The organism is Variovorax sp. V213, from assembly GCF_041154455.1.
Classification (GTDB): domain Bacteria; phylum Pseudomonadota; class Gammaproteobacteria; order Burkholderiales; family Burkholderiaceae_C; genus Variovorax.
On sequence record NZ_AP028664.1, the window covers coordinates 591042 to 615051 of the forward strand.

At 59.9% G+C, this 24010-nt stretch carries 19 protein-coding genes and 4 pseudogenes; 19 read left to right on the top strand and 4 right to left on the bottom strand.

What is annotated here, in order from left to right:
- The first annotated feature begins 93 nt into the window (after positions 1–93).
- The 7 genes from ACAM55_RS02925 (at position 94) to ACAM55_RS02955 (ending at position 8402) form a co-directional block, all read left to right on the top strand.
- The gene (locus ACAM55_RS02925; RefSeq protein ID WP_369654592.1) at positions 94–1254 is read left to right on the top strand and encodes a DNA cytosine methyltransferase; all 1161 of its coding nucleotides are present in this window, start codon (positions 94–96) and stop codon (positions 1252–1254) included.
- Positions 1254–2213, top strand: a complete 960-nt coding sequence (locus ACAM55_RS02930) for an Eco29kI family restriction endonuclease (protein WP_369656324.1) — start codon at positions 1254–1256, stop codon at positions 2211–2213. The genes ACAM55_RS02925 and ACAM55_RS02930 overlap by 1 nt, the downstream gene beginning before the upstream one ends.
- 55 nt (positions 2214–2268) lie before the next feature.
- On the top strand, positions 2269–2661 hold the full coding sequence (locus ACAM55_RS02935; protein WP_369656325.1) for a very short patch repair endonuclease: 393 nt from the start codon (positions 2269–2271) through the stop codon (positions 2659–2661).
- Positions 2662–2707: 46 nt separating this feature from the next.
- Positions 2708–5065: an ATP-binding protein gene (locus ACAM55_RS02940; protein WP_369654593.1), complete on the top strand. Its 2358-nt coding sequence runs from the start codon at positions 2708–2710 to the stop codon at positions 5063–5065.
- Positions 5066–5216: 151 nt separating this feature from the next.
- On the top strand, positions 5217–6740 hold the full coding sequence (locus ACAM55_RS02945) for a DEAD/DEAH box helicase (RefSeq protein ID WP_369654594.1): 1524 nt from the start codon (positions 5217–5219) through the stop codon (positions 6738–6740).
- Positions 6737–7276 carry a hypothetical protein gene (locus ACAM55_RS02950; RefSeq protein ID WP_369654595.1) on the top strand — a complete coding sequence of 180 codons (540 nt, stop codon included), beginning with the start codon at positions 6737–6739 and terminating at the stop codon, positions 7274–7276. Before ACAM55_RS02945 ends, ACAM55_RS02950 begins: the two co-directional genes overlap by 4 nt.
- A gap of 1 nt (position 7277) precedes the next feature.
- Complete coding sequence (locus tag ACAM55_RS02955; protein ID WP_369654596.1) at positions 7278–8402, top strand: PIN domain-containing protein; 1125 nt, start codon at positions 7278–7280, stop codon at positions 8400–8402.
- Between the two features lie 87 nt (positions 8403–8489).
- Here the strand turns inward: ACAM55_RS02955 and ACAM55_RS02960 are convergent, their stop codons facing one another.
- Entirely contained in the window at positions 8490–10328 is a 1839-nt protein-coding gene (locus ACAM55_RS02960; RefSeq protein ID WP_369654597.1) for a hypothetical protein, read from the bottom strand.
- Between the two features lie 382 nt (positions 10329–10710).
- Positions 10711–11016 carry a helix-turn-helix domain-containing protein gene (locus ACAM55_RS02965; RefSeq protein ID WP_369654598.1) on the bottom strand — a complete coding sequence of 102 codons (306 nt, stop codon included), beginning with the start codon at positions 11014–11016 and terminating at the stop codon, positions 10711–10713.
- A gap of 313 nt (positions 11017–11329) precedes the next feature.
- Here ACAM55_RS02965 and ACAM55_RS02970 point away from each other — a divergent pair, with 313 nt between their 5' ends.
- Positions 11330–11851, top strand: a complete 522-nt coding sequence (locus ACAM55_RS02970; RefSeq protein WP_369656326.1) for a helix-turn-helix domain-containing protein — start codon at positions 11330–11332, stop codon at positions 11849–11851.
- A 553-nt stretch (positions 11852–12404) separates the two neighbouring features.
- The gene (locus tag ACAM55_RS02975) at positions 12405–12767 is read left to right on the top strand and encodes a hypothetical protein (RefSeq protein WP_369654599.1); all 363 of its coding nucleotides are present in this window, start codon (positions 12405–12407) and stop codon (positions 12765–12767) included.
- 3 nt (positions 12768–12770) lie between these two features.
- Here ACAM55_RS02975 and ACAM55_RS02980 read toward each other — a convergent pair.
- Positions 12771–13788, bottom strand: a pseudogene (locus ACAM55_RS02980) (IS66 family transposase); the annotation flags it as partial.
- Between the two features lie 195 nt (positions 13789–13983).
- Here ACAM55_RS02980 and ACAM55_RS02985 point away from each other — a divergent pair.
- The 3 genes and pseudogenes from ACAM55_RS02985 to ACAM55_RS02995 all read left to right on the top strand — a co-directional run bounded on the left by ACAM55_RS02985 (position 13984) and on the right by ACAM55_RS02995 (position 17125).
- Positions 13984–14508 carry a hypothetical protein gene (locus ACAM55_RS02985; protein ID WP_369654600.1) on the top strand — a complete coding sequence of 175 codons (525 nt, stop codon included), beginning with the start codon at positions 13984–13986 and terminating at the stop codon, positions 14506–14508.
- A 358-nt stretch (positions 14509–14866) separates the two neighbouring features.
- Positions 14867–15022: pseudogene (locus ACAM55_RS02990) on the top strand (IS3 family transposase); the annotation flags it as partial.
- A gap of 225 nt (positions 15023–15247) precedes the next feature.
- Entirely contained in the window at positions 15248–17125 is a 1878-nt protein-coding gene (locus tag ACAM55_RS02995; protein WP_369654601.1) for a DUF262 domain-containing protein, read from the top strand.
- Between the two features lie 313 nt (positions 17126–17438).
- On the opposite strand, the gene ACAM55_RS03000 is transcribed toward ACAM55_RS02995, so the two are convergent.
- A complete protein-coding gene (locus ACAM55_RS03000; RefSeq protein WP_369654602.1) occupies positions 17439–17894 on the bottom strand; it encodes a hypothetical protein in 456 nt (151 codons plus the stop codon).
- Positions 17895–18006: 112 nt separating this feature from the next.
- Between ACAM55_RS03000 and ACAM55_RS03005 the strand changes: the two genes are divergently transcribed.
- The 7 genes and pseudogenes from ACAM55_RS03005 (at position 18007) to ACAM55_RS03035 (ending at position 23979) form a co-directional block, all read left to right on the top strand.
- Positions 18007–18522 carry a transposase gene (locus ACAM55_RS03005; protein WP_369652061.1) on the top strand — a complete coding sequence of 172 codons (516 nt, stop codon included), beginning with the start codon at positions 18007–18009 and terminating at the stop codon, positions 18520–18522.
- Positions 18498–18848, top strand: a complete 351-nt coding sequence (gene tnpB, locus ACAM55_RS03010; protein ID WP_369652062.1) for an IS66 family insertion sequence element accessory protein TnpB — start codon at positions 18498–18500, stop codon at positions 18846–18848. Before ACAM55_RS03005 ends, tnpB begins: the two co-directional genes overlap by 25 nt.
- Positions 18849–18865: 17 nt before the next feature.
- Positions 18866–20023, top strand: a pseudogene (locus tag ACAM55_RS03015) (IS66 family transposase); the annotation flags it as partial.
- Between the two features lie 642 nt (positions 20024–20665).
- Positions 20666–20761, top strand: a pseudogene (locus ACAM55_RS03020) (XRE family transcriptional regulator); the annotation flags it as partial.
- 656 nt (positions 20762–21417) lie between these two features.
- Positions 21418–21999 carry a hypothetical protein gene (locus tag ACAM55_RS03025; protein ID WP_369654603.1) on the top strand — a complete coding sequence of 194 codons (582 nt, stop codon included), beginning with the start codon at positions 21418–21420 and terminating at the stop codon, positions 21997–21999.
- Positions 22000–22006: 7 nt separating this feature from the next.
- Complete coding sequence (locus ACAM55_RS03030) at positions 22007–23098, top strand: relaxase/mobilization nuclease domain-containing protein (RefSeq protein WP_369656327.1); 1092 nt, start codon at positions 22007–22009, stop codon at positions 23096–23098.
- Between the two features lie 629 nt (positions 23099–23727).
- Positions 23728–23979, top strand: coding sequence for a helix-turn-helix transcriptional regulator (locus ACAM55_RS03035; RefSeq protein ID WP_369654604.1), 252 nt, complete (start codon positions 23728–23730; stop codon positions 23977–23979).
- Positions 23980–24010: the final 31 nt, after the last annotated feature.

The following is a 24010-nucleotide window of genomic DNA, read 5'->3' on the forward strand; positions in this document are numbered from 1 at the left end:
GTGAAGGGAAAGAGCAGAAGAACATGAGAGTCCACTGCAACTTCTCTCCGGCGGCTTTCGATGGCCAGAGGATCACCAAGATTGGACACACCCATGCGTAGTATCGAGTTATTCAGTGGCTGTGGTGGCTTGGCCCTGGGCCTTTCGAGGTCTGGATTTCATCATGAGTTGATGGCGGAGTGGAATGAGGAAGCGGTTGCGACTGTTCACCACAACCGACGTCGTCGCATTCAACATGTGCGCGATTGGCCACTCGAACGGGCGGATGTGCGTGACGTCGATTGGCACCGATTCGCCGGCCGCCTTGATCTGGTGGCCGGCGGGCCTCCTTGCCAGCCATTCTCGATAGGGGGCAAGCATCAGGGGCAAGACGATGCGCGGGATATGTGGCCCGAGGCGATTCGGGCCGTCCGCGAGACACAACCGCGGGCCTTTCTTTTCGAAAATGTGCGAGGGCTCACGCGGGCGGCTTTCGCTGACTATCTTGGCTGGATCGTCGCTCATTTGCACCATCCCGAAGTGCCGCGGCTCATTGGCGAGGATCACATCACGCACACGGCGCGACTGGGCGATCTGCGGCACGCGCCAACCTATGATGTTCTTGTGGCGCGCGTGAACGCCGCAGACTATGGGGCGCCGCAGAAGCGCCATCGCGTCATCATCGCTGGTGTGCGCGCGGATCTTGGCGCTGTGCTGTCTCCTCTCGTTCCGACCCATTCGCGTGAGCGCCTGCTTTGGGAACAATGGGTGACGGGGGAGTATTGGAGCCGGCATGGCATGCGGCAGCCGGACGATACACAAATCGCGTCTTCCGACCTCGCCACCGTCAAGAGGCTCCGCATTCGTGATGAAGCACCGGATGAAGCCGCGTGGATCACCGTGCGCGATGCGTTGCATGGTCTCGGCGAGCCGGACGGAAAGACCAATCATGTGTTCCAGGATGGCGCGCGGGTCTACCCTGGTCATACAGGTAGCCCTCTCGATCAGCCAGCCAAGGCGCTGAAGGCTGGCGACCATGGCGTGCCGGGTGGTGAAAACATGATGGTGCGCGACGATGGTTCGGTGCGGTACTTCACCATCAGGGAAGCCGCTCGCCTCCAAGGGTTGCCGGATACTTACCATTTCCCTCGCTCGTGGACGGAGAGCATGCGGCAACTTGGAAACGCCGTTCCCTCTCAGTTGGCGGAGGCTGTCGGGAAATGGCTCGTCCGAATTCTGGACGACACGGACGATCGGCAACGAATCGCCGCGTGATGGTGACGAGGTCTCGGAAGCCTGAGCAAGCCGTCATCGGCGAAATTCGCGAGCGACTCGGTCAACTGCGCTCGCTGTTGCCTTCGCTGTCACGACCAGCCGCGACCAAGGCGATGGCGGAGCTGCTCGCGCTCACGGGTGAAATCGAGGCCACGCGAGCGGGCATGGATCCCATCAAGGAGCCCGGCGCGTCGTTCGACCCCGCGAATCCCGATACGGCGGGGCGCCTCGTCTCCTTGGCGCTTATGGCACAGGAGCGAGTACCCATCGAGCGTATCGCGCGCACCTATGGCTCCGGGGTTTACGCGATCTATTACAGCGGCGATCATCCTGCTTACCACGCGGTATCGAGGACCGAGACGCCAATCTATGTCGGGAAGGCGGATCCCAAGCAGGCCGATGCTCGAACCGCGCGCGAACAAGGCCCCCAGTTGTATGGGCGACTTGCCGACCATCGGCGAATGATCCGCACAGTCGGAAGCTATGCCGTCAAGCTTCATTTGCGAGATCCTTTGCGGGTCGAGGATTTCGAATGTCGCCGTCTCGTTTGCGCGACCAACGCGCAGTTGGTGGCGGAGCGTCATCTGATCAGCATGTTCAGGCCGATATGGAACAACGAGATTGGGATTTGCTGGGGAATTAGTAAGCATGGGGACGCCGCCAAAACGCGCGCGAACAAGAGGTCTCCATGGGACGTAATGCACCCTGGCCGAGCGTGGGCGATGTCCGAGGACTTGGAGGACAAGATGTCCCCAGAGCTCATCGTCCAGCGGATCGGCGAGCATTTTGATAACAATCCGCCGCACACGAGCCGAGCTCGGATCGTCCGTGACTTTCTTGCGACCTTCGCGCAGAACGCCGCCATGACGCCTGGCGAGGAGGTTGCGGATGACGATGCTGTCGCGTTGGCGGCGGTAGCGGAAGATGACGCTTCCCAAGGCCTCTTCGCCCCCGACTGATTCGGCGCGGTCCGCGCAAATGGCGCTTGTGCGCGCGCGCGATACCAAACCGGAGATGCGCGTTCGTCGCGCCTTGCACGCCGCCGGGCTTCGCTACCGACTTCATGACCGCAGTTTGCCTGGCTCTCCTGACTTGGTGTTTCCTTCGCGGCGAGTGGTGTTGTTCGTCCACGGTTGCTTCTGGCACCGCCACGCGGGGTGTCCTGCGGCGCGGCTGCCGAAATCTCGATTGGATTTCTGGGAGCCGAAGCTGACGGCGAATGTCTTGCGGGATCAACGACAGCGAGAAGCGCTTGAAGCTATCGGGTGGACCGTGCTGGTGATATGGGAATGCGAGACAAGGGACCTCAGCGCGCTAAGTGATTTGGCCCAGAGAATTCGCGCCGTGGAGCCAAGGGCGGCGCGGGCCTTCCCAGCGCGTAAGCGCGGGAGAGCGCGAAAGCAATAAATTCTTCGAAGAAAATCGATATCAAATTTAAGAGGGGTTTCCATCAATGCCGCAAGATCTCGATCTCACGCCGGACCCGCGCGTGCTTCAAATGCTTGGTGAGATCAATCTACAGCAGTGGCGTTGCTTGGCCGAGCTGATTGACAACGGCATGGACGGTTTCCTGCACGCGACTCGGGCGGGAAATCAAGTAGACAATCCAGAGATTTCCGTGTCGATACCAACGATGGACAGCGATTCGAGTCAAGTCGTGGTGAAGGACAACGGCCCGGGGATGTCTCTCGAAACTCTCGAAAAAGCTGTCCGCGCGGGATGGACGGGGAATGATCCCCTATCGAATCTTGGTCTGTTCGGGATGGGCTTCAACATCGCGACCGCCCGCCTTGGCCTCGTTACCGAAGTCTGGACGACACGGGCGGGCGACCCGGAATGGGTGGGCGTCCGCATCGACTTGCACGCCTTGCGAACGACGCAAAGCTTCAAGGTGCCTCGACAGACCAAAGCGAAGCGGGAGCATACCGAGCATGGGACTCAGATCATCATCTCGCGACTCAAACCCGATCAACGTGCGTACTTGGCACGCGCTAACAATCTCAAGACTATCCGAAAGCAACTGGCGCGAACCTACGCGGCACTGTTGCAGAACTCGGATGCCGGAAGGATTCGACTGCTGGTCAACAACACGCGGATCAACGCGCAGCGGCATTGTGTTTGGGATGAACAGCGGTCCGTCGAGTTGCCCGACGGCACGACGGTCCATGCCGTAGAAAGAATCGATGTGTCCTTGGCCCCTCGGCGGTATTGCAAGCACTGCATGCGCACGCTGGGTCGGGATGAGGAGGCGTGCCCTACGAGCAGTCCTCAGTGCGAAATCATCGAAACGCCTCGACGTTTGCGTGGTTGGATCGGTTTGCAAAGATACCTTGATAAAACCGAGTTTGGTATCGACTTCATTCGCAACGGACGGAAGATCGAGATCGCCAACAAAGACCTATTTACTTGGAGCGATGGCGAGAACTCAGAGGAGGAATATCCGATTGATGACCCGCGCAATCGGGGGCGCTTCGTGGGCGAGATTCATCTTGACCACTGCCGGGTCAGCTACACCAAGGATCGGTTCGAACGCGACGACCCCGCTTGGAACGAGATGGTCCGCCTTGTCCGTGGAGAGGGGCCGCTGAGACCGGTGGCGGCGAAGCAGCGCGGATATGACGGCAATCAAAGTCCTCTCTATCGGTTGTTTCAGGCCTTCCGCCGCTCCAGTCCACAGGGAAAGAACGGACTATGGTCGCGAGTCATGGTGGTGAAGGACAACGACCGCGCGATGCAAATGGCCGAGTCCTTCGCGACTGGTGACGCTGACTATCTGACGGACGAGCGCTGGTGGCAATTGGTGGAGGAACAAGATCGGGAGGCTCTGGGTGACCACGGCGGATCGCCGGATCCAAAGGGTGGAGACTCGGGCGTCCCGGAAGGTTTCCTGGGCGGTGGCGATACCGTTTCCGGTGGGAATACCCCACCAAATGACGATTCAGGAGCGTCGGAAAACGCGGACCCGTCCCCCGAAGCTCCCCCGGTAGCTCCACCAAGACGGCCGTTGTATGAGTTGACCCGGAAGTACGCGCATCCGACATACAGGGTCGAATACGAGATTCAGGCGTTCGCTGTTGAGGTGGACGATCCCGAATTGCCGCCAGGTGTGCCGTGGCTGCTCAAGCTGGACGATGTCGCGACCAGAACCTATGGGTTCCTTGTCGAGGTTGGAAACGATGTCTTCCGCTCGACCACGATGACGCCCCTTGACGCGCTGCTGACCGAGCTGTCCTATCGGACCGTTGAATTCCTCAAGGGACAACTCCCGGATGTCGCCATCGCGAAGGTGCTCTCCGACTTTCGCAATCAGTACTGTGTCGACAGCCGCTTGGATCCGAATGGGATCATCGCCCAGGCAACCACGGTCATGGGTGATATCGGCAGAGCGATTTCGCAACGCCTTCCCGCCGGACAAGGGGCGGCGCTCTTTTCGGAGTTGACCGATCAGGAGCGTGAATCCATTACCAGTCGGATGGCCGCGCGCGGCGTCACCGACCATCGTCCGGTCATCGCGGATGGTCGTTTCTGGGACTACGCGGACGCGCAGTCGGTCAGAGCTTGCTTCGTGCGCCACCCCGAGCTCTTCCTGGATGGAAAGTACTGGGAGGACCCTTACGAGACGATCGACTTTGGCTCGCCAAGGATCACCGAGGAAGCCAGGGAACGCGTCCGATCGCGCTATGACGCGTATCTCGGGGATGCGGTCTGGCTCACGCACCAAACACCCACTGAGCTGGAGCGCGCGGATCGAGACGCCATCATTCGAGCAACTTGTTCATTGCGATTGCTGAGGCCGGACCTCTCCGAATGAGATGAGAGAACCGTTCCTTGACGCGCGTCGACTACTGAAAGGGCCATGGCAGGCATTCGAGAGGGATGTCGCTCGCCTTTTAGTCTCTAACGCTTTCGAGGACGTTCGAATGGTGGGGAGTCCGGGGAACGGTGGCGCCGACGTGCTTGGAGTGAAGCAAGGCAAGCTGTGGGTGATCCGCTGCAAGTACGCCGTCGCGGGGTCTCCGTCCGCGACGGTCGTTGATGATGTCGCCGAGGCTGCTCGTTACTATCAGGCCGATCGAATTCTCGTGGCGTCCTCTCGGCCTGCGGGGCCGGCTACCCTGGTTGCGGTGCGACGTTGGCGCACGCTGGGAATGGAGATCGAGATACTGGGGCCAGGGGCATTGCTCGAAATGGCTCGCCGTAGCCCTGAATATCCTCGCGCTCGCCGTGAGCCACGCGACTACCAGGACGAGGCGATCGAGGGGCTTGTGGCCTCCCTGCGAGAGACCGGCCGCGGGCAAGTGGTTCTGGCGACTGGTTTGGGAAAGACGGTGGTGATGGCCGAGGCGCTCGCCCAACTCTTTCGCGACGAAGCCGTGCCGCATGGCCGCGCCCTTGTCCTCGCCGGCACAAGGGAACTTGTTGATCAGTTGCAGCGATCCTTCTGGGATCAGTTGCCTAAATGGATTCCGACGCACCGGCTCGTCGGAGGGGAGGTGCCATCTTTTTGGGACGGCATCACCTTCGCAACCGTGCAAAGCGCCGTGTCCAAGTTGGATACCCTCCCAAGCTTCGGGGTGCTGTTGATCGACGAGGCGCATCATGTGGGATCGGACACATTCAAGCGGGTCACGGACCAGTTTTCTGACGCGTTGATCGGCGGTGCCACCGCGACGCCTTGGCGTGGTGACGGGTACGACATCGATGCCCTTCTGGGGCCGCCCGTAGTTCGAATTGGTATCGCTGAAGGACTGCGACGAGGGTTTCTTTGCGAGGCGGACTATCGGTTGCTCGCGGACAACATCGACTGGAAGTTCGTCAAGACACACTCGCGCAACAACTACTCGATCACTCAGCTGAATCGACTTCTCCTTCTACCCACACGCGACGAGGAGGCGGCGAGAAGTATTCGCGCTGTGTTCGATAGCGAGAAGCGACGATCAGTGATCGTGTTCTGCTCGACCGTTCTTCACGCCAAGAGCTTCGCCGCGATGCTGGGTTTGTTCGGTCTGAGATCCGAATCGATCACTGGCGAGATGCCCCCGCGAGAGCGTGATCGCGTGATGGCCGCATTCAGAAAGGGCAATCTTGACGTGGTGACGACCAGAGACCTATTCAACGAGGGCGTCGATGTCCCAGACGTGGACATGATCGCTTTCATGCGAGTGACCCACAGTCGCAGAATTTTCGTGCAGCAGTTGGGGCGCGGGCTGCGCGTGAGCCCGAGAAAGTCCAAAGTCGTCGTTCTCGATTTCGTGAGCGATCTCAGACGGATCGCGGAAGTCATCGAGTTGGAAAAAGCGGCTCGTGGAGATGTCGAGCGCCTGCGATTGCCCGGAGTGATTCAGTTTCGAGACGAGAGCGCCGGCACCTTCATGCTTGATTGGATGAAAGATCAAGCCGATCTGTTCGCGCGCGAAGGTGATGCTCGGCTCGAACTCCCGGCCTTCGATTTCCCGATATCGCCACCTCCAGGAAATATCCAATGACAATGCGAATTCCGGAGGAGATACGAGATGATATTCGCGCGAAGCTCTGGGCGGAAGCAGATGAGCTCGGATGGTCGACCATATCCGATGTGGATCGCTCAAGTCACTATGAGAAATGGACTCGCTCCGCCGAGATCGGGGCTCGGTTGGGGCATTTCATGGACCCTCGCAAGGTCCGTGTCTACATCAAGGACTCCTTGCTGAAACCCTACGAGCGCAAGCGCTTGTCCTTGACGGAAGGCGACGTTTGGAGGGCCTTGTCCATGGACCCACGAACCTCCTCGGTCATTGGCAACTTCATCAAACCGCATGGAATGCTGCTCGATGATGGTCGTGTGATTTGTTGGGGCAAGAGCCGCGACTGGAAATTGATTCTTTTCGCGTCTTTCGAGAGGGGCAAGCGGAACAGGGGGGCGAGGCCGTTCGCGGTCATCCTGTTCGAGTCTGGAAAGACCGTGGCCCCAGCGGAGCGAGAACTTGTGCGCGATGCGGCTCACCGCTTGGGCATCGAACGGATCGAATGGATGGAGGCATGATATGAAAGCGGATTTTCCGGGCTGGTTTCCCAAGACGCCCGATGAGCTGGCGAAAATCTGGGAGCGCGCCATCTTCGTTCCCGACACGAACGTCCTCCTTCATTGTCTGCGGCATCCCGCCCCCGTGCGAGATGAGCTTTTGCGCGTTTTTGAAGTCCTCAAGGAGTCGCTATGGATTCCATATCAGGTGGGACTCGAATTCCATCGAAATCGCCTTGAGGTCGAGTTCGGCGCGCAAGATGCTTACGACCGCCTCATCAAGGACCATGAGACGGCGCTGGGACAAGCAAAGGAGAAGCTTCGCCAACTGCGGGCGCATCCCACGATCGACGTGGAGCGGGAGGTCGCGGCGTTGGATATGGCCATGGAGGATTTTCGTGAACGCATGGCGATCGCCCGCGACAGTCATCCCACCAACGACATAGCCTCGGCGGTGACTCGCCTCACTGAATTGTTCGCGGGCCGGGTGGGATCGCAATGGAAGTCCGACCGCTTGGCGACCATCAAAAAAGAGGGGGAGGATCGATATGCGCGAAAGATTCCGCCAGGCTACAAGGACGCAAAAAAGGATGCTGGGGAGTTCGACAAGTATGGGGATCTGATCATTTGGAAAGATGTGATCGAGAAGTCCAAGGCGGAGAAACGCCCGGTCATCTTCATCTCCGATGACGCGAAGGAAGATTGGTGGTGGATACATCGGGGGCGGAAGCTCGGCGCCCGCCCTGATTTGCTGGAGGAATTTCGCGAGGCGACGGGGCAAGATTTCCATATCTACGAGTTCACGCAGTTTCTGCGCATCGCGGCGGAACGTCACCCTGAAATTCAAGGTGGCGTCGATCAGATAGAGAAAAGCCTGTTAAGCGACGGATTGGCTCGCAAGCGCGTGATCGATCTTGCAGGCGCCAAAGCATTGCGCGAAAGCATCGTACGACTTGAGGATGATCGAGATGCCATTATTTCTACGCTCTCGGGGGCTCCGTCTGTTGATGGTGTCAGATCCATGCTGAACAAGACGGAGTTGCGGGAAAAGCTCCGTTTGATCGATGATGAGCTGGAGCGTGTTGTCGGGCGTTTGCGCGTTGAAGATGCGTCGAGCGAGGATTTGGAGCTCGGTCGGGAAATTTAACTCGTACTAGCGAGCACCCCAACCCCGAATTCTCTGTGGTGCCGCGCTTGTTGCGGCGCTGAGCAATGTTGAGACTGTTCCCGGAAGCTAGGACGTCCGCTTGTACGGTTTCCCTTTGACATCGCCGTCGTCCCAGCTGTTCCAAAGATCCTCAAAATTCATTTCAAAGTCTCGGAGTTGGACCGTCACCCGGTGCGGCGTCCCGTTCACCGGCGACAAATGCTCCTCGTCCCTGAGCAGTTCGTGGATTTTTGACAATACCCTGGGTGCAGGGCCGATTTCGCCTCTTACACGCTGGAACTGTGACCACGATGCTATCGAAAGGTAAGGGTTGGTCAAGGGAAAACCATAGCCATGTGTCCTTGCAATGGAACGAGATACACATACCAGGAACAAGGCGGTAATTCCCCGATTCCCACGGATTTTGAGTCTGAGCGCCTTCGCAACTTGATGAGGAGGGTTGTTGCTGATCCACTCCGTGACACGCTCGCCCCATGCATCCACTTCAGAAGAGAGATTGCTAGCCTTGCTTCGCAATTCGCCGATGTTGTTCGTCGAATAGTCTTGCCATTTAAGCTGAAATAGCGTGAGCTCGCCTGTGGTGCGATCGAATACCGCAGCATCGACATCGGTAAGTCGCTTCCCGGCATGGCGCAAAGTGATATTGCCTGGGACGCACCAATATCTGGATCCTCGAAATAAACTGTACAGTTCTTGTCGGAACCAGGACTCTCTCGGCAACGAAATCAAGTTGCGAGTTGATGGGTTGCGCCACTGGGCGATCTTGAGGAACGCTGCCAATGGATTCTTCGTAATGCCTGATGTCGGCTTAAGAAAAAAGCCGTTACCGAGATCGATTAGCATGGGCAGAAGGGGTGTCGTATCGCTTTTCAGGCGTCCGAGATCTTCCATAGTCAACGTCAGCGATTTCAGGACCGCTTCAATCCGATCCTTTGGAAGCTGGGAGGCCAGATGAACAGATTCCGCTAATCCATCTTTGGGCCCCCAGATTGTCAAGCATTCGCGGGTGCTTATTTCAGGGAAGTGCTGGCGCGCGAGGAGAACGAAGGCAACGTGCTTGCGGAAGAAGCTTAGAAGTACAGTTGCGACTACTATTACATCCCAACCTGAATAGTCGCCGAAGTTCACGTTTGCGTGAATACCAGCATCCATTCGAAAATCATCAATAATCGGCTGCGCTTCCAGCAGGAAATGCGCGTCTACCTCATCCGATGCCCCATAGCCTATCATCGTTCCGCCCGGGGTAATCCATGGGAATATGAGCGGAAGCATAAGTGCTTTCAACTCCTCCTGATGGAGCAAAGGACCGAAATTTTTATGCTGGCGAGCAATATAGTTGCCTTGTGATTTTAGTTTATCATTGATTTCTTCAGGGTTGCAAACTGTCCAACCTTGCGCGGAAGCCTTATCCTTGAAGATAGCAGCTTCTGATCGTCGCAATAAGTCAATCTCAATGTGATCCATGTATTGAATAGGACCGCTGCCGGAATCCCTGAGATTGATTGATTTCCCATCCCGTTCTGCTAGCAAGAACTCCCGATGCACCATATCGGCCGTTCTCTGGGCAAGGGAAATGGCACCGAAATTCCATAGCAAATTTCTTGCGTCCGTTCGATATTCATCTGAAGTTGCAACTATAGGCACACTATGTAAAGTCTCGATTGGAGTAAGCAAAAGCGACGTTGCCAAATTCATACCCCAACGGAGGATGTCAAAATGATGCTTGCCGTTGTAATGTTCCTCGTTGCGCAAGGCCTGTTGGACGCAAGCCACGTCGAACACGCGCTGGATTTCTAAAAATAGAAGAAATCTCCATGTGGGATCGCTCGGTAGCACACTTTCCAGTCTTGCCAGCTCCGAGTCTGCAGCGGCGCGGAGAAAATCTACGATGGTGTTTGCGGTCACTGTTACGCCAATCTATTCTGATTTTTTGACCCAATTTGCACTGGGTTGGACCTGTGCATGATGAACTCCGTTGACGGTGGTGTGCGAAGTTGAAGAAATTTGCGTTGAGAGCGGGGTCGCGGGAGAGAAGTCGCTAGAAGGAGGACGGTACGCCTTTCAATCGATAGCGCAGGCTTGGGATCTTGACGTTTTTTCAATCACCTTTATTCCGAGCTCCGCTGCAACATTCCTGTACTTGGTTGGCGGGTCGCTCCCCCAGCACCAGGAGCACCTTCACAGTGGGCGAGTGAGAAGGCCGGTCAATCGATGCCTGCGCTGCCTGTAGATTGCCGGAGGATTACTCGGCTCGACGACGTACCTTGTCTGAGTGTGACTGGGGCTGCTAGCCGGCTCGGCGGACACGCTTGATCACCCGCGCCGGCAGCGTCTCCACAAGTCGCGAGACCGAGACGTCCAGGCCGCCGGCCAGCCTCCAAATGTTGAAGAGCGACAAGTTGCGCTCGCCGCGTTCAACAGAACCAACGTAGTTGGGGTGCAAGCCGGCCAACTCCGCAAGTTGCTCGATCGTGATGAGGCGGTCGTGCCGTAGGGCGCGCAGATGTTCGCCAAATGCTTGTTGCAGACGCTGCAGCTCTTTGCTGGACGCGGAGTCCAGTGGCTGGGGCTTGTTTGCAACTACTCGGGGCATGCGCCCAAGTTTTCAATCTCCAACACTAAGAGTACACAAACTATCCGTTTGGATATAAGGCGGATTCTGGCAAACTAGCCGAACACAAAACGCATAGTGTGTTTTGCTTCAATCAGATTTCATTCTTGGCTAGTACAACTATCTGGAGCGGAGCGAGATTCAAATGACGCGTCGACAGATCGCTTCGCCTTTGCCAACGGCTCGACCCCTTCGGCTGCCGGTCTCGGTGACGAGTGTCCCGCTGCGGCAGCCTGCGCCTGTCGTACGCAGCCTATCCGCGTTGCGCATCGGCGCGCAGGTGAGGGCGCTTCGCATGGCGGCCGATGTGTCTGCCGGTGTACTGGCGAGGACCTCGGGAATCTCTTCCTCGATGCTCTCGCGCATCGAGCGGGGGTTGGTCTCGCCTTCGGTGGAAACGCTCGAGCGCCTCGCGCAGGGGCTGCACGTGCCGATGTCGCGCTTCTTCAGCGACCAGGCGCGGCGCACTGACTTCTGCCATGTGCGCGCAGGACATGGTGTCTTGGTCGATCGCATCGGTGCGGTGGCGGACTACCGCTATGAACTGTTGGGTCACCTGCTGTCGGGAAACTTGTTCGTTGAGCCTTACTTGGTCACGCTGCTGCCTGGTGCGGATCCCTATGTGACCTTCCAGCATCCGGGCCTCAAGTTCCTGTACTTCCTGTCCGGGGAGGTCAGCTACCGCTATGGCGACAGGACTGTGGAGGTGAGGGCGGGGGATTCGCTGCTTTTCGATGCGACCGCGCTGCATGGGATCGAGGCCATTCAGACTCAGCCGGTCTCTTACCTGTCGGTGGTGTTCACGCTGCGAGAGTAGGCTGTTCTTTGCGGCGCTGCCGTGCGGCGGGGCGACGCGGATGCCCGTTCGATTGGTCGCTCGCGAATTCCCTACGCGCCGTATTCACCTCTCTGTCCTTTTCCCTTTTCCTCGGTGTTCGGCGTGCCGAACACTGAGAAAGCCTCGAACGTTTATCGACGGTAAGCGAGGCCTCAGTACCCTCTTGAGCTGACAGAGGTGCGTAAGCGTCCGGTGAAATCACATAGATTTTCGAGGCCGTACTGTAAGCGTCCGGGGATGTCGTCTTGACGCGAGTCTGTAGAGCGTGAAGGCCATAGCCCGCGCCCGCACAGCGGGTAGCATCTCGGGCGATGACCGCGCAAGTACAAGATTCAGCGCATTACCTTGGCGAGCAGCACGCGCTCGCCGCATTTAGTGACGCCGAGCCGTTTTCGCCGATCGAAGCCGGTTACCGACCGGTGATGGCGAGCAGCGCCTGCTGGCGGGGATACGTGTGCGGCTACGAGGTGAAGGATGCCCGGCTGTACCTGCGTGAGTTGTGGGTGAATCACCAACGGATGACGTGCCAATCATGCGGCGTCAGCAGCCGCCCGATCTCAATGGCGTTAGAGCGGTCCCGGATGAGAAGTCGTTCTTCGGCGAGTGGCACTTCTGTGACGTCGGCCTGCCGCTCGCCTACACGGGTGGTCTCTTGGTCGGAAGGGACTTCATCCGCGGGCTATGCGTGCACATGGGCTTCCACCCGGCATGGAAGTATGAGCATGTGCACGAACTTCTGTTTGAGCATGGACGGCTCGTCGAGACACGCGACGCGAGCCCCGAGATGGCGCGGCTGCGCACGCACATGCAGAACGGGCTCAAGCCCGGCCCGGCGGCCACGCGCGAACAAATCGAAGAATGGGTCGCCGGCTGCTTCAGACGCAACTGTCGTTGAGTCTCAAACGCATCTCCATTGATGCGGTAGCAAGTCTCCGATTCGGCTTGCCGATTGCGTGGGCAGCCGTTCGAGCACGTCGCGCATGTAGGCATACGGGTTATGACTATTCAGCCGCGCGGAATGGATCAGGCTCACGATCGCGGCCGCTCGCCTGCCCGCGCGCAGCGAACCAGCGAACAACCAGTTGTTGCGCCCCAGCGCGATCGGCCGGATGCGGTTCTCCACCCAGTTTTTGTCGATCGGGAGGTCTCCATCGTCGATGTAGCGCGTCAGGACCACCCAGCGGTTCAGGGTGTAGTCGATCGCTCGCGCGGTGGCCGACCCGTCGGGCACCTTCTGCCGCTGTAGGCTCAACCACTGGTGCAACGCGTCGACCAGCGGCCGTGATCGCTGTTGTCGTGCTGCTCGCCGGTCATCGGCATCGCTGCCGGCCACCTCTCGCTCGACGTCGTACAGGTGGCCGAAGAACTTCAACGCCTGCCCACCGACCTGGCTGCCGTGGTTGACCCACAGCTCATGGAACTTGCGTCGAGCGTGCGCCATGCGGCCGGCTTCAGTCACGCCCATCTCGAAGCAGGCCTTGTAGCCGCTGAAGTCGTCGCACACGAGCTTGCCGCGCCAGCCTTGCTCGCCTGGCAGGCCGAGGAAGGCTCTTGCATGATGACCCCCGCGGCTGTCGGCGAAGTCGAAGATGACGGCCTTGATCGGGTTGAACTGCGTCGTGCAGTAGCTCCAGAGGTACGCGCGGTGCGTCTTGCCGTGCCCAGGTTTGAGCATGGCCACCGGCGTCTCATCGGCGTGCAGGACACCCTGGCGCAGCAGCACCGCACTCAGTGCATCGACCAGCGGCTGCAGCTGCACGCCGCATTCGCCGACCACTGCGCCAGCGTCGAGCGCGCGATCGCGTGGCCGGCGCGCTCGAAGATGGCTTCCTGGCGGTACAGCGGCAGATGATCCAGTACTTGGCCACCAGCACCTGGGTAAGCAAGCCGGCGGTGGGCAGGCCCTTATTAATGACGTGCGTCTGAACATCGTCGATCTGTTCAACCAGTCGACGTCAAGAGGGCCTTGAGGCCGCGCTTACCCACCTGCATGGGGCGCCGGCGCTCCTGTGGGTATTTTTGACGCCGAGGGCAGTGGCGAATGCGACATCGAAGTATAAATAGTTATGCTATAGTTTTCATTCAATAAACAATAATCTACGGAGACTTTAATGGAAACTATGGGAACGCATCAGGTAGTTTGTGTGCTCACTGCCCGCGGCATCGAGAGAATCCTCGCTGAAGGCGGTTCGCAGGCCTGGGTCCTCGATGCAAAGCGTGCGCGGAAGCGCGAGTACGTTGTATGCGTACAGAACCGTGGATTCAAAGACGATTGGGGGCACGTCTCGGCCCCTCATCACACGGCTTTCCTGGTCGGGCGCTTGAAAGACGTTGTTCGCTCGTCGGAAGAAGGATCAGAGGGTCGCTGGATCTTGACCTTCAGCGAATATGCAGAGGTCGATATGCCTGATGCTTGGCCGGGGTTTCGTAATCCGGTTCTCTACACGGACCTGAAGAGTCTAGGAATCGATATTGACTCCTTACAGTTTCAGCCGATGCCGGAACAGGAACCGGAAACCAAGTCGGAGTCGGAGTCGACAAAAAGCCGGCCCCTAACAATGATTCAAGCTAAGCAAGGGCTGGCCCTCACATTCGGGGTTGCTCCAGCCGATATCGAGATCATCGTGCGCGGATGATCTCCGAGCCCGCGGATACGTCGTCGAGTAGGCTCTGCTTACACGGGGTGACTCGCTTGGCTCTCCAAGCCAACGAAGTTTGGCCCACTCCACACGGACTAAGCGACGACCGAACAGGTACCTGCCGAAGCGTTCGACTGTCAAGTCCGCACGCACCTCGATTTCGTCGCCCCAGAAAACACGTTCCTCGTCCTGGTCGACCGTCATCAAGCCGTCGAACTGCGTGCTCAGGTCGTCGCCGTTGAAGTGGCCAAGAGAGCCCCACCAGGGGAGCTAAAGGTCGTCAGTCTGCGGAGAAGTCCCATTTGTCATAGCGACCTGAGAGTTCACCTGCTCGTCGTTGACGATGGCGTCATCGAAGACCAAGGAGGCGGTGGAGTTCGCGACGCTCGAATGGGTGTCTTGGTTCAATCACCATCGCCTGCTCGAACCTATCGGGTACATCCCACCCGCAGAAGCTGAGGCAAACTATTACCGGCAACTCGCCAGTCAGGCCGCCACGGCGGCGGCCTGACTTAAACCAACCGGCCTCCATGAAAGCCGGGGCGATTCAGTGTTGGTCAGGACCAACGGAAGGTCTGCGAGCCGCTCCAGGGATACGTGCTTTGGGCACTCGTGCCACGCCTCCTCGCGCGCCGCATCGGTTTGCGTCGGCATGAAGCCCTTCGCAAGCCTTGCTGTGGATCGCTTAAGCTTCGCTAGCGGGAGTCCGCAGCCAGACGTCAAAAGGAGGACATCCATGAGTGTTATCTCGCCGCACTACCGTACGATCAAGGACCTACTGCAAAGCCGTTCCTTTGCTATCGACGAGTACCAGCGGGAGTACAAATGGGAAAGAAAGAACCTCCAGGATCTGCTGAACGACTTGCTGGGGAAGTTCTCCGCCGACCATCGGCCTGAGCACGAGACCAAGGAAGTCGCCAACTACGGGGAGTATTTCCTGGGCTCCATCATCGTCAGCCAGCGGGGCGGGAGGAGCTACCTGGTGGACGGCCAGCAGCGTGTCACCTCGCTCACGCTGTTCCTGATCTATCTATACCGCGCGGCCGAGGCGAAAAAGCTCAACGTGACGAAAACCATGGCGCCGCTGATCTACAGCGACGATATGGGCGAGACCCGGTTCAACCTGGACATCCCGGAACGCCTGGGCCTGATCGAGGCGCTGTACAAGGGCCAATCGTTCTCGACCGTCGACAAAGACGAGTCCGTCCAAACTATGTACGCTCGCTATCAGGACATCGAGGCGAGCGAGCTCGTCGAGGACCTCGGCGAGGGACTGCCCCATTTCATCTATTGGCTGCTCACGAAGGTCGGACTGATCGAGATCGCCACCAGTAACGACGACTACGCCAACGTCATCTTCGAGTCGATGAATGACCGCGGTAAGCCCCTCAGCCCTGCTGACATGCTCAAGGCCTATCTCCTAGCGCCCATCACTGATCCAGCGGAGCGCGCCAAGGTAAACCAAGCGTGGAAGAGCCAGGTGCTGGCACTGATCTCGTGGAACCAGGAACCCGACGCCGAGCGTGATGCCGAGTTCATGAAGGCCTGGCTGCGCGCACAACACGCCGAGTCGATCCGCGAGCGCAAGCCCGGCGCAACCGACAAAGACTGGGAGCTTATCGGCAATGTGTTCCACCGTTGGACGCGCGACAACCACAAGTACTTGGGGCTGGGGAAGGCGGAGGCGAATCGCCGCTTCATCACCGAGCGATTCGCCTTCTTCGCCAAGGTCTGGCTGCAAGTCCAGGACGCGTGCCGGCAGTACACGCCTGGGTTGGAGGCGATCTACTACAACGCGCATAACGACTTGACACTGCAGTCCACGGTGCTGCTCGCGCCGTTGATGGAGACGGACGATGCGGAGACCGTGCGTCGCAAGTTGGGCGTGACCGCGACCTATCTCGACATCTGGCTAATGCGCCGCGTAGTGAACTACGTGCGTACCGGTTATTCCTCCATCTACTACACAATGGCTGTGCTCTGCCGCGACATCCGCCGCAAGCCGCTGGCGGAACTGGTGACCATTCTGCAAGACAAGCTGGCGGACGATGACGTAAGTTTCTCGGCCTACGAAGCCAAGAACCGTAAGGGGCTTCGCGACTTCGGCCTCAACCAGCATAGCAAGCGCTTCGTCTTTCACCTGTTGGCGCGCGTGACCGCAGCAACCGAGGCTGGTGCTGGGCGCAAGGACAATTTCGCCATACTAGTGGATAGGAGGGGAAGCAACCCCTTCGATATCGAGCACATCTGGGCGAACGACTACGGAATGCACAGCGCAGTGTTCGCGGACGAGAAAGAGTTCGAGATCCTGCGAGACAACGCGGCTGCACTTCTGCTGTTGCCCCAGGACGTGAATCGCAGCCTGCAGGACCAGCCTTACGACTACAAGCGAAACGTGTATGGGCAGCAGAACTTTTATGCCGCCAGCCTGAGCGACGCTGTGTATGCGCATCAACCGCAGTTCAAGGCGTACCGGGAAAGCATTGCGCAGCCTTTCGAGCCTTACGCAAACTTCACCAAGGGCGAGCACGCGAAGCGGGCGGAACTGCTGCTGGGACTAGTGGAGCGGATTTGGTCGCCCCAACGGTTGCAGGCGGCCGCCGCGCTTGATTGAGCGTCACCGCGGTAGTCGAACTCGGAAGCAATGCGCCCCAATGCCTTTGGGCACTGCAAGTTCGCAGACTTCACTGGCGTCGCTCCTCACCAAATCGGGTCATTTGCCGCCTGTGTCTTCAACAGCTGGTTTAGCCGGCTGAGTAGCTTCGCCGGCACGTCGTTGCGCCTTCCGTTTGCGCGCAAGGGGTGGACGAACTGCTCATGGATGTAGCGCTTCTCGCCGGTACCTCGCACGGGCTCAATGCGCCCTCCGAGCAAAAGCCATATGCGGTCAGCCCGGTGTGCGTTCGAGGTGTGGATGGGCGTGTGGTTCACTTCCTGCTCCTCCCGTTCGTGCGCGGACTTTTTGCAGGCGTCTCATCCAACATGGCCAGCAGTTCGTTACCCAGCTTCTGCTGCCGCCGATAGGCAGTAGTGCCTGGGATGTTCTCGTCCGTGAGATAGCAGGCGGCCCAGTCCAGTTGGCGAGGCAACGGCACCGTGTAGATGCCTACCTCGTGGACGGCTTCCACATGAAATCGCACATAGGCGAGGGGGTCGTCTCGGACGGCCTCCATGGCCTTCATCGGGCTGGCTGGCATCTCTTCGAGGTACACGTTAGTTCCTTGGCCAATGGCAAGGTTCGGAACCTCCAGGTACTTCAAAAATGCGTCTGTACTCCGCAGAAAGATAAGCAGCCGCGCCATGAATGCGTCTCGCACGAGGTTGTGCGCTCGCATCGCCTCGCGAAGGGCCTCAGCGGTCTCAGGCCGTACTTCGATGTTCACAGACGTCGGCCCCTGCTTCTTTACGGTACGCGGTCAATTAACCACGCCCTTGTTGAGTGAACGATGAGCTGTGAGGCTACGTGCCCATGTAGAGCAACATGGACATGTAGAGATGACAGAGCAGTACGCGGAGTTGAGAAGCCGGCTGGTTGTGGGACGCAAGAGTGACGGTCGCGGCGTCTACGACGAAGCTGCCAAGAAGGAATTGATCGTTGCCTGCCTCAAGCCGGGAGTGTCGGTGGCACGCATGGCGATGGAGCACGGTGTCAACACGAACCTTCTGAGGACGTGGATCACGGCTTACCAGCGGCGAAGTGCCCAGGTGCCGACTGGTGACATCGCGCGAACGCACGATGCGGCATTCGTTGCCGTGCGCGTAGAGGGTGAACAGGATCCGCCGCAGCGCGAGCGTGCGGTGGCTGCGCCCGCGGTAGCCCACACACCTGCTACGGCCGTGGCGGTGATCCCGAATGAGAGCTCCTTGGCGGCATCGACCCCGATGGTCGGTTTGCAGGTGCGGCTGCCCAACGGTGTGCAGCTCGATCTCGGCGAGACGAGCTTGCAGGAATTGCCGACGCTGGTGCAGATGTTGAGCCGATTGCCATGTTCCGCTTCGACGAAGGGCTGAAGGTCTACCTGCACCGCGAGCCGGTGGACTTCCGGTTGAGCATCAACGGCTTGGCCGTGCTGGTGGAGCAGGCGCTGGGCCTGGACCCGTTCGCCTCGTGCGCGTACGTGTTCAGCAACCGCCGGCGCGACCGGGTGAAGATCCTGGGTTGGGAGCGCAACGGCTTCTGGCTGTTGCTCAAGCGCCTGGAGAAGGACAGGTTCATCTGGCCCTCGGCCGATGCGGTTCCCACGCTGACGGCCGAACAGCTGCACTGGTTGCTGGAGGGCATCGATATCGCGGTGGTGCAACGCCACTCTCGTCTGCGCTATTCCAGCGTGGCCTGAAGGAACAATGATGGGGCATGCCGATCCAAGCGGGCGTGTCGTCGCCCGCCACCATCACCGCTGAAGAACTCGTCGCGCTCATCGCCGAGCGCGATGCGCTGGCCGGCGCGCTTCGAGTAGCGACCACCGAGCGGGACTTGGCGCTCGAGCGGTTGAGGTCCTTGCAGCGCCAGCTCTTCGCCGCCAAGAGCGAAGCCCGCGGCACCGATCAGAAGGACCTGTTCCTCAACGAGGCCGAGGCGCTCGCGCCCACAGATCAGACGCCGCAGGCCGAGGTCGAAGACATCGACGAAGAGGAGTCGACACCGGTCGCGGGCCATCAACGTAAGAAACGCGGACGCAAGCCGCTGGACCCTGCGCTGCCGCGCGAGATCGTGCGCCACGAACTGCCCGAGGCCGAGCGTGTGTGCGCGCATGACGGGCACGCGCTGGTGGAGATCGGCGCCGAGGTTAGCGAGCAGATGGATGTCATCCCCGAACAGGTGCGCGTGCTGCAGCACCACCGCATCAAGTACGCCTGTCCCTGCTGCGATCAGAGCCTGAAGGTTGCACCGACGCCGGCGCGCATCATCGCGCGCGGGCTGCTCACCGAGCAGGCCCAGGCCTGGGTCATCACCGGCAAGTACCAGTTCGGCATGCCGCTGTACCGAACGGCCGTATTGCTGCGCCGCTTCGGTGGCGACATCGCGAGCAATACGCTGGCTTCCGGCATCGTGCGCATCGGCCAGGCTGTACAGCCGGTCATCAACCTGCTGCGCGACCACTTGCTGGACTCGGACCTGATCTACGGCGACGAGACCACGGTCCAGGTGCTCAAGGAGCCTGGGCGCAAGGCACAGACGAAGAGCTTCATGTGGGCGCAGATGAATGGCACTGGTCCACCGGTACGGCTGTTCGCCTATGCACCGGGGCGCGGCGCCGTGCACGCCGAGAAGCTGTATGCCGGCATCCGTCCCGGAACGACGCTCATCACCGACGGCTACGAGGTCTACAACGGCATCGCGAAGGCCGGCGGTCTCACGCACCTTGGATGCTGGGTGCACGCGCGCAGGCCGTTCATCAAGGCTGACGAGTCCATCCCGAAGGCAGCCCGCTCGTCCGATCAGATCGCGGCCCGGTTCGTACGGCTGATTGGCAAGCTGTACCGTGCGGAGTCCTTGGCCAGGCACTCGTCGCGCTGTTCAAGAAGCTGCCGCTGGCGCAAACGGTCGACGACTACGAGGCGCTGCTGCCCTGGAACCTTGAACTCGGCGGCGCGTAGGCCGTCCTGCGCGCATCGGCTCTGACACCACGCGCAAGGGCGTGGTTTATTGACTGCTTACTCTTTACGGCGCCCGCGATGTGGCGCTTCGCCCGCAGCGAGAGCTTGAGCCCGTCCAACTCAGTGCGCAGGTGGGGCAGCTCGTTGGCGACCATGTAGTCGAGGAACGGCGCCCGGGATAGGAAGAGGCCGTCCGTCTGTGTCTTGAACGCCTCCCAGAGTTTGGGCGGGATGTTGAAGCTAATGGCAGTCCTGGGCATATCGTGTGTCCGTAGTTGTTGTGACACTCAGACTTTGCTATAGAGCTTTTCCTCTGTGAAGTGGCGATTCTCAGAGGGTGCCCCTGGTATTCCGATGCCTTTCCTCGAGGGCCACTGTGCTTTTAGACGTCAGTTGTGGGTCTGCTGCCAGCCTGAAAGCTGCACAGATGCGCTCAAAGATGCCATGAAGGTGGAGTCCAAGGGCACCACTGCCGCTGCGGCGATAACCATTGGCCCTTGTGGCCGGTGCCATCCTCGGAGGCTCGAGCTGCGGCATCGCCGCCTGCGCTGTCGGTACCCCACTCGGCGAGTCGAGCGCGCTGCACGGGATCGAGACGATCCAAGTGCAGCCGGTGTCCTACTTGTCGGTGGTTTTCACGCTGCGAGAGTAGGCCGTTCTTGGCGGCATTGCGATGCCGCAGAGCGACGAGCATGTCCATCGATTGATCACTTGCGACTTCGCTAGGTGCCGTATTCACCTCTCTCGCCGCCTCTCTTTTTCCCAGTGTTCGGCGTGCCGAACACCGAGAGAGCTTCGAACGGGTATCGACAGCGGAGGTCTTCCGCTTTGATGGAGCCGTGAGGAAATTTATGCAGCGGCTGTGTGGTCTCGCTGTGCGAGCGGGATGGATGTTCGGTTTTGGCAGCTTGGACAGCGCGGTCGCTGGACGACGTCGAAACTTCCAGTGCAAAGTCGTTGTGCGGCTATGAAGTCTGCGGAGCGACGCGGATGCCTATCTAATTGATCGCTCGCGCATTCGCTACGTGCCGTATTCCTTCCTCTCTCGCTCTCTTCCTCGGTGTTCGGCGTACCGAACACCGAGGAACCGTCAAGCGGCTATCGACATCGGAGGTCTTCTGCTTGATGGAGTCGTGAGGAAATTTAGCGGCCGAGTGGGGTCGCTCTCCGAGCGGGATGGATATTCGGTTTCGTGGCCTGGACGCGGCAGTCGCAGCACGACGTCAAAACTTCGAGGGCAAAGTCCTTGTGCGGCTATGAGGGCAGGATAGACTGACGTCAGACATTGTTTACGGCAACGGCGTTGCAATGACCAAGACCTCTCGATCGAGCCGCGTGATAGCTACTCGGGTGCCGCCCGATACGAAGGCGCACTTCGCCGCGCTAGCGGCGCGGCATCATCTCAGTGCGTCGACTCTGCTCGCGAAGATGATCGACGAGGTCCTCAAGACCAACGGCGACATCTCGCCGGGCTCGGGTGGACGGCGCTCCCTGCGCGAAACGGAAAGCGGCCTTGGCTTCGCGGATCGCATCACGCTGCGACTTCGCAAGGGCGATCGAGCGCTCGCGACCCATCGAGCCCATTCCCGCGGGATGAAGACAGGCACCTACCTGTCCCTGCTGATCCACAACCATGTGCGTGACGCGGCCGCGCTGCCGCCGGACGAACTGGACCAGATCAAAGTGACCGGCGCCCACCTGGCCGCGCTGGGACGACAGCTTCGAACGTTCGGCGTGCCGAACACTCAGCCCGAGCCGGGAGCACCGGACCTCAGCGAAACGATCGCGCTGGTCCGGCGGGAAGTCGAGGCGGCACGCGAAGCCACCGCCGCCGTCGTGCGGCGCAACCTCATCAGCTGGGAAACCGACGGCGGGAGTGCCCGTGCCTGAACAGAGGATGCGCGCGGGCCGAAGCGGCCGCGGCGCGGCCGATGCGCCGCGCGACATGGCGCTGGACATCGTGAGCTACGGTCGGCGAGGACCGAGCGGCAGGCTGCGCTTCGGCGCCGACCAGATCGCGCAGATCCAGCGCACGGTGGGGCGCACGCCCGAGGTGATGGTGAAGGTCTCCGGCGGCGGACGGGATGTCGGCGGCGTCGAGGCCCATCTGCGCTACATCGGCCGCCACGGCAAGCTGCCGATCGAAACCGACGAGGGACTGGCGCAGCAGGGCCGGGGTGCAGCCAAGGAGATCACGGCCGACTGGCAGCTGGAGCTTTGCAGAAGCCAGTACAAGCCGAGACCCGCCCTGGGGCAGAAAGACACGCGTGCGAAGCTGGTCCACAACATCGTCCTGTCCATGCCCGCCGGCACGCCACCGGAAAAGGTACTGGCTGCCGCCCGCGTCTTTGCGCGCGAGAACTTCGCGCTGCAATATCGCTACGCCATGGTGCTGCACACCGATCAGCCGCACCCGCATGTGCATCTGGTGGTCAAGTGCGAGCACGAGTTCGAGCCTGGCAAGCGCCTCTACATCCGCAAAGACACGCTGCGCCAGTGGCGCGAGCAGTTCGCCGCGTTGATGCGTGAGCAGGGGGTGGCGGCCAATGCCACACCGCGCCAAGTGCGAGGGCAGATCCGCAAGCCGTACAGGGATGCGATCCATCATCGGCTCCGCGCGCTTCGGGCATTCGGCCAACTGCCGCCCAGCGACCGGACCAGGCATCGGCCGCCGAAGACCTCGACCTTCATGCGCGCCAAGCTGGAGAGCGTCCTCCAGGCTCTGAGGTCGGGACGAGGCGCCTTGGATGACGGCCAAGAGAAGACGCGCAATACCCGGGCGGAGGTGGTCACAGATTGGCGCGCAACAGCGGATGCACTTCGAAGTCAGGGCCAGGCCGAGTTGGCCGACCGGGTGGAACGCTTCGTCACTCGCATGCCGGCTGTGCAGACTGATGCGCATCGATTGGCGGATCGATGGAGGGAGACAGAGAGAAGTCGAGCGCCGGAGCGCGCGGATGCCATCTCGTCTGGGCCACGTGTCCGATGAGGTTCAGTCCTCGAGCGATAGCGGGTGGCGACCGAATGGTGTGTGCCGTCGCGCGCAGGGCGGTCAACCTCACTGCATGTCAAACGGGAATCATGTGGAACGCGTGCGCACAATGCGTTGCCCGAGCTTGTTGAGCACCTCCCTAGTTGAGAACGTCTTGTCATCGAGCGCCGCTGGACGTTCTCGAAGCAATTGCGCGTGCAGGATGGTGAGCTTGGATGCTGCTTCTCGTCTGCGTATCGCTGCGATTGGCCGGGCGGGCTGATACAGATCAAAACAGGGACGTATGTCGTTTCAGCGATCTTCTGCAGGGTTGCGGCATTGATACCGTGACGGTGTTGTCGCCTGAGCGTGGTAGTGAATGTGCCCGGGCCAGGGCGTTGCCCCCTGTCAAAACTGCCAGTTGTCAGAAGCTGTGAGTCGTCGCACGCTTGGCGCAAATCCATGCGGAAGACGAGTCTCTAGGGGGCGCTGGGTTGGGCTGCGATTGCCGGGGCGAGTCCGGATGGCAGCGCTGCTCTGAGTTTCGGTGCCGGTTTTGCTTTTGTCCGGAGTCTTCAAGTCAGAATTTCACCGTCGGTACGCAAGCCGCGCTACTTGAAGGCTCGACCCAACTTCAAGGAGTTGTCATGCAATTCGAACCCCATGCCAATCACCGCCATGTTGACCTGTCGAGTGCGACAGGCCCCGCGTTTTTTCGCATGGCCGACGTGATACGCATTACCGCACTGAGCCGCGCCACCTTGTATCGCAGGATTGCTGGAGGCAAGTTTCCTCCTCCTGTGCATTTGGGCGGACGCGCCTGTGGATGGCCGCGTGGGGCACTTCAGCGCTGGATCGATGATCCGGAGGGATATTCGAACGTCTCACGGACTGATTGATCTCAGCCGAGGCCCACCAACTTAAGGGATG